The 5,641-nt window shown below is 72.8% G+C and carries 8 protein-coding genes; 4 read left to right on the forward strand and 4 right to left on the reverse strand.

What is annotated here, in order from left to right; all coding sequences use genetic code 11:
- From VR44_RS35120 to rimP, 4 genes are all read right to left on the reverse strand, one after another.
- A partial coding sequence (locus tag VR44_RS35120) for a translation initiation factor IF-2 N-terminal domain-containing protein (protein ID WP_211275192.1) occupies positions 1–541 on the reverse strand: 541 nt, incomplete at its 3' end.
- Positions 542–689: 148 nt separating this feature from the next.
- Positions 690–977 carry a YlxR family protein gene (locus tag VR44_RS43315; RefSeq protein ID WP_094192121.1) on the reverse strand — a complete coding sequence of 96 codons (288 nt, stop codon included), beginning with the start codon at positions 975–977 and terminating at the stop codon, positions 690–692.
- 161 nt (positions 978–1,138) lie between these two features.
- Positions 1,139–2,143 (reverse strand): transcription termination factor NusA, encoded by a 1,005-nt coding sequence (gene nusA, locus VR44_RS35125; RefSeq protein WP_045951704.1) that lies wholly within the window; start codon positions 2,141–2,143, stop codon positions 1,139–1,141.
- A 2-nt stretch (positions 2,144–2,145) separates the two neighbouring features.
- Positions 2,146–2,658: a ribosome maturation factor RimP gene (gene rimP / locus VR44_RS35130; RefSeq protein ID WP_045951705.1), complete on the reverse strand. Its 513-nt coding sequence runs from the start codon at positions 2,656–2,658 to the stop codon at positions 2,146–2,148.
- A 310-nt stretch (positions 2,659–2,968) separates the two neighbouring features.
- Here rimP and VR44_RS45575 point away from each other — a divergent pair, with 310 nt between their 5' ends.
- The 4 genes from VR44_RS45575 to VR44_RS35150 all read left to right on the forward strand — a co-directional run.
- Positions 2,969–3,379, forward strand: a complete 411-nt coding sequence (locus tag VR44_RS45575) for a hypothetical protein (RefSeq protein WP_342669428.1) — start codon at positions 2,969–2,971, stop codon at positions 3,377–3,379.
- Positions 3,376–3,846, forward strand: a complete 471-nt coding sequence (locus tag VR44_RS35140) for a ferritin-like domain-containing protein (protein WP_045951707.1) — start codon at positions 3,376–3,378, stop codon at positions 3,844–3,846. Before VR44_RS45575 ends, VR44_RS35140 begins: the two co-directional genes overlap by 4 nt.
- Before the next feature lie 16 nt (positions 3,847–3,862).
- Positions 3,863–4,765, forward strand: a complete 903-nt coding sequence (locus VR44_RS35145) for an aminoglycoside phosphotransferase family protein (RefSeq protein WP_045951708.1) — start codon at positions 3,863–3,865, stop codon at positions 4,763–4,765.
- A 42-nt stretch (positions 4,766–4,807) separates the two neighbouring features.
- Positions 4,808–5,641: slipin family protein (locus tag VR44_RS35150; protein ID WP_045951709.1), on the forward strand; the 834-nt coding region annotated here is incomplete at its 3' end.

Here is a 5,641-nt window from a genome sequence, read left to right on the forward strand (position 1 = left end):
GGGTGGCGCCGGCCGGACGCGGGGCGCCGGGACGCGCGCCGGACTGGCCCGGAGCGGCCGGACGCTGCTGCGTCGGACGGGGGCCGGGGGTCGCGGCCGGACGCCCGGGGGCGGCCGGGGGCGCGGAGAACTCGGTCGCCACGGGAGCCGCCGGAGCGGGCTTCGGGGCGGCCGGAGCCTTGGGGCCGGGACGCGGGCCGGGAGCGGCCGGAGTCACCGGGGCGGGAGCCGCCGGGGCCTCGGCAGCGGCCGGCTTGGGGGCCGGTGCGCCGGGCTTGGGGGCAGGACGTGCCGCGGTCGCCGGGGAGGGCGCCGCGGGCTTGGCGGGCGCGGCCTTGCGGGGCGCGCCGGGCTTCGCAGCGGACTTGCCGGCGTTGCCGCCGGGCCCCTGCAGTGCGTCAGTCAACTTGCGTACAACCGGCGCCTCGATCGTCGAGGACGCCGAACGGACGAATTCACCGAGTTCTTGGAGCTTGGCCATGACGACCTTGCTCTCCACTCCGAACTCCTTGGCGAGTTCGTATACCCGGACCTTAGCCACTTCGCTCCTTTTAGGTCCGGGTTACGCCGGACCGTCGCTACTTCATGGGCGTACTCATCGCGTACTCATCGAGTGCTCATCGCAATCTCGACCTACTTCCAACTCGCGAGGTACCTGACCGCACGGGGTATCCGTGCCGTGCTTCTTCTTACGGTGTCGCCGCAGCCTGTACGGCCAGGGCTTTGCGCAGTTCCTCCGTGTCGAGCGGTCCTGCGGACCGGAGGGCCCGGGGGAACGCTCTGCGGCGGACCGCCTGGTCGAGGCAGACCACGGCAGGGTGCACGTACGCACCCCGGCCGGGCAGCGTACCGCGATGATCCGGGACGCATTCGTCCCCGATCGCCACGATGCGCAGCAGATCGCTCTTGGCCGCTCGCTCCCGACACCCCACACAGGTGCGTTCGGGGCATGCGCGGGCTTGCGTCCGGCCAGACACGCCTAAGTCTACCTCCCCGTACCGACCTCACCCCTTCAGGCGAAAAATCGAACGGATGTCGTTGTGATCCACGAGGGGCCCTCACACAGGAGGACCCCCTGTCTACCGGCCGGAAACCGCCGACCGGTAGTGATTTATTCCCTCAGGGGCGCCGTTTCCGGTCAGTCCCGGTCGGCGTCCGCGTCGGCCGCCGGCTCGGTGTCGGGCCGGATGTCGATGCGCCAGCCGGTGAGGCGCGCGGCGAGGCGGGCGTTCTGGCCCTCCTTGCCGATGGCCAGCGACAGCTGGTAGTCGGGAACGGTCACCCGCGCGGAGCGCGAGTCCCAGTCGACGACCTCGACCTTGCTCACCCGGGCGGGTGACAGGGCGTTCGCGACCATCTCGGCCGGGTCGTCCGACCAGTCGACGATGTCGATCTTCTCGCCGTGCAGTTCGGCCATCACGTTGCGCACGCGGCTGCCCATCGGGCCGATGCAGGCACCCTTCGGGTTCAGGCCGGCACGGGTGGACCGGACCGCGATCTTGGTGCGGTGGCCGGCCTCGCGGGCGATCGCGGAGATCTCGACGCTGCCGTCGGCGATCTCCGGGACCTCCAGGGCGAAGAGCTTCTTCACCAGGTTCGGGTGGGTCCGCGACAGGGTCACGGACGGACCGCGGACACCCTTCGCCACGCGCACGACGTACGCCTTCAGGCGGAGCCCGTGCGGGTACTCCTCACCGGGGACCTGCTCCTGCACCGGCAGGATGGCCTCCAGCTTGCCGATGTCGACCAGGACGTTCTTGGGGTCCTTGCCCTGCTGCACGACGCCGGTGATGACGTCGCCCTCACGGCCGGCGAACTCGCCGAAGGTCAGGTCGTCCTCGGCGTCGCGCAGACGCTGGAGGATCACCTGCTTGGCGGTCGTCGCGGCGATCCGGCCGAAGTCCGACGGGGTGTCGTCGAACTCCTTGGGCTCCTGCCCCTCCTCGAGATCGCGCGGGTCCTCGGTCGCCCACACGACCACGTGGCCGTTGGTGCGGTCCAGCACCACACGGGCGCGGCGGAAGCTGCCCTCGGTGCGGTGGTACGCGATGAGGAGGGCCGACTCGATCGCCTCGACGAGCAGGTCGAAGGAGATCTCCTTCTCCCGGACCAGACCCCGCAGGGCACTCATGTCGATGTCCACGGCTACGCCTCCTCTTCCTTCTTGTCCTTGCGGTTGAACTCGATCTCGACACGCGCCTTGGCGATGTCGGTGAACGCGACGCGGCGGGCGGTCGCCTTGCGGCCCTTCACGCCCGGGACTTCGAGGTCCATGCCCTCGTCGTCGACGCCGAGGATGCGGGCGACCAGTTCCCCGGCACCCTTCTCGCCTTCGGCGGACAGCTGGAACTTCACGAGACGGCCGATGGCCCGCACGTAGTGGCGGTGCTCGCTGAGGGGGCGGTCCGCGCCCGGGGAGCTGACTTCGAGGACGTACTCGTCCTCGCCCATCACGTCGGACGCGTCGAGCGCGTCGGAGACCTCACGGCTCAGCTCGGCGCACGCGTCCAGCTCCACGCCTTCGTCGGAATCCACGACGATCCTCAGCATCCGGCGCCTGCCCGCCTTGGAAAGCTCGATCTCCTCGAGGTCCAGGCCCTTGGCGGCGACGAGCGGCTCCAGCAGTCCGCGCAGCCTGTCGCTCTGGGTGGTGCTCATCCGGGTGACTCCTCGGCCGCGTGTGCTGTTGTGGTTTTCCGTCGCGTGTCAGGTCAAAGGGTATCCGGTCGCGGAGGGTGTTGCCGTCCGCGCCGCCGGGCGGACCCCCGGGTACGGTGATCACACCTTGTCCCGCCATCACCCCGAGGACGGCACCGTGCCCTGGACCTTGCCTTCGAGGCCCTCGCCCTCACGCAGGAGCGTGCTCGCCGGAGCCGCCGCCGCAGCCGCCGGGTCCGCGCTGGTCACCGGGTGTTCCGGCGGGGGCGGCCCGGCCGCCTCGGATGACGCGATTTCACTCGAACGGCGGATGCGGGAGGGAGCCGTCCGTGACAGCGGACGACTGCTGGAACGTTACGACGCCACCGCCGCCGTCCACCCCGATCTGACCGAACGGCTGACACCGCTGCGGGAGGCCGTCGCCGCGCACGTCAGGGCCCTGGCCCTCACCACCCCCAAGCCCGGCCCGACACCCTCCCGGACGGCGTCCCCGTCCGGCTCCCCCTCCCCCAGCGCCCCGGCGGCCGGGCGGGCGGAGGTCCCCGCGAAGCCCACCGAGGCCCTGAGCGCGCTCGCGGACGCCGAGCGGAGCCTGTCCGAGGCCCGGACCATCGCCCTGGCCGGCGCCCCCGGCGAGCTCGCCCGGCTGCTGGCCTCGGTGGCGGCCTGCGGGGCCGTCCACGCCTACCTGCTGACCTCGAACCCGGGAGCCTCCTCGTGAACCCCGCCGTGAAGCCCTCCCCCTCCCCCGGCGGCCGCGCCCTGGAGGCCGCCCAGGCGGCGCTGGCCGCCGAGCACGCGGCGGCGTACGGCTACGGGGTCATCGGCGCCCGGATCGACCCCGCCCGGGCGACCGAGGCCCGCGAGGCGTACGGCCAGCACCTGTCCCGCCGTGACCGGCTCACCCGGACCGTACGGGAGCTGGGCGGCGCGCCCCGGCCCTCGGAGGCCGCGTACGCCCTGCCGTTCGAGGTGCGCTCCGGGGACGACGCCGTGCGGCTGGCCGCCGACATCGAGGACCGGGTGGCGGGCGCGTACTCGGACCTCGTCCGGGCGGCGGACGGCCAGTTGCGCCGGGACGCGGCTGACGCCCTGAGCGCGGCGGCCGTGCGCGCGGCACGCTGGCGTGGTGTCGGCGTAGCCTTCCCTGGGCTCACCGAACGCGCGGAGGGCGGCCGTACCAGCTGAAAGGGACCACGCACGCATGGCTTTCGAACCGCCGCAGCGGCTCGTACGGGCGCTCGGCGAGCTGCCGCGGACAGCGCAGGACACGCAGTGGCTGGAGCGGCTGCCCGAGCTCGCCAAGGAGGCGCTGGAGCGGCGGGAGGTGGAGGCCCAGCGCGTCCTGGCCCCGGGTGGCCGCAGCAGCCTGGTGGTCCTGGTCCGCTACGCCGACGGCACCCCGGCCGCCCTGAAGCTGGCGCCGCCGGGGGCCCGGCCCGACCGCGAGCTGGCCGCGCTGGCCCACTGGGGCGGCTTCGGCGCGGTACGGGTCCTGGACTCGCGCCACCACGAGGACGACGGCGCCATCCTCCTGGAGCGGCTGCAGGCGGACGTGTCCCTGCGCTCGCTCCCGGAGGCCAAGGCCCTGCTGGAGGCCTGCGGCACGCTCCGCCGCCTCTGGGTGCGCCCGCCGGCCGGCCACCCCTTCGAAACGGTGACCGAACGCACGGCCGTCCAGTCCGAGGCCCTGCGCTCGGCGCCCCCTGAGACCCGTGCCCTCGTCGACACCGCCCTGGACCTGCGCAGCCAACTGGTCGCCCACCCGCCCGAGGAACTCCTCCTGCACGGGAACTTCCGGCAGGGCAAGGTCCTGGCGGGCGAGCGGGCGCCCTGGCTGACGGTGGGCCCGGACCCGCTGGTCGGGGAGCGCGCCTACGACCTGGCCCGGCTGGTGCGGGACCGCCTGGAGGACCAGGTGGCCGCGTCGGCGGGGGCCGCCGGGGCGCGGCGGCGGGTGAACAAGCTCGCCGACTCCCTGGAGGTGGACCGGGAGCGGCTGCGGGGCTGGACGGTGTTCCGGGCGGTGGAGTCCGGGGTGCGCGCCCTGTCCGCCGGGCGGCGCCGGGACGCGGAGCTCCTGCTGGAGTTCGCGGCCTGGCTGTAGGGCATACCTTAGTAAAAGGTGTATGTCCGGCAGGGGGCCGTCATGGTCGATCAACTGCTGACAGCGGGGATCGCCGCAGCCGCAGGCGTCGCGGTCTACCTGGGCGCTGCCACGCGGGTGGTGAAGCAGTACGAGCGGGGGATCGTCTTCCGCTTCGGCCGGCTCCGCAAGGGCGTCCGCCCCCCGGGCCTGGCGATGATCATCCCGGTGGCGGACCGCCTGCACAAGGTGAACCTGCAGATCGTCACCCTCCCGGTCCCGGCCCAGGAGGGCATCACCCGGGACAACGTCACGGTCCGGGTGGACGCGGTGGTCTACTTCAAGGTGGTCGACCCGGCGAGCGCGCTCATCGCCGTGGAGGACTACCGCTTCGCCGTCTCCCAGATGGCCCAGACCTCGTTGCGCTCCATCATCGGCAAGAGCGACCTGGACGACCTCCTGTCGAACCGCGAGAAGCTGAACCAGGGCCTGGAACTCATGATCGACAGCCCGGCGATGGGCTGGGGCGTCCAGATCGACCGCGTGGAGATCAAGGACGTCTCCCTGCCGGAGACCATGAAGCGCTCCATGGCACGCCAGGCGGAGGCGGACCGCGAACGCCGCGCCCGCCTGATCAACGCGGACGCGGAGCTCCAGGCCTCGCACAAGCTGGCCGAAGCGGCCGAGGTGATGTCGGACCAGCCGGCGGCCCTCCAGCTCCGCCTCCTCCAGACGGTGATCGCCGTCGCGGCGGAGAAGAACTCCACCCTGGTCCTCCCCTTCCCGGTAGAACTCCTCCGCTTCCTGGAACGCGCGACCCCCACCCCCACCCCTCCGGCCACCACCGCCCCACCGGAACCCCTCCCGGCCACGAACCCGCCGGAACCCCTCCCGGCC

Origin of the sequence: Streptomyces katrae (assembly GCF_000966975.1) — a bacterium.
GTDB classification, from domain to species: Bacteria; Actinomycetota; Actinomycetes; order Streptomycetales; family Streptomycetaceae; genus Streptomyces; species Streptomyces katrae.

Bases quoted from the DNA above. Each gene is read 5' to 3' on its own strand.
- rimP (WP_045951705.1), bottom strand. From the start codon at position 2,658: ATGAGCACCACCCAGAGCGACAGGCTGCGCGGACTGCTGGAGCCGCTC.
- VR44_RS45575 (WP_342669428.1), top strand. From the start codon at position 2,969: ATGCGGGAGGGAGCCGTCCGTGACAGCGGACGACTGCTGGAACGTTAC.
- VR44_RS35145 (WP_045951708.1), top strand. From the start codon at position 3,863: ATGGCTTTCGAACCGCCGCAGCGGCTCGTACGGGCGCTCGGCGAGCTG.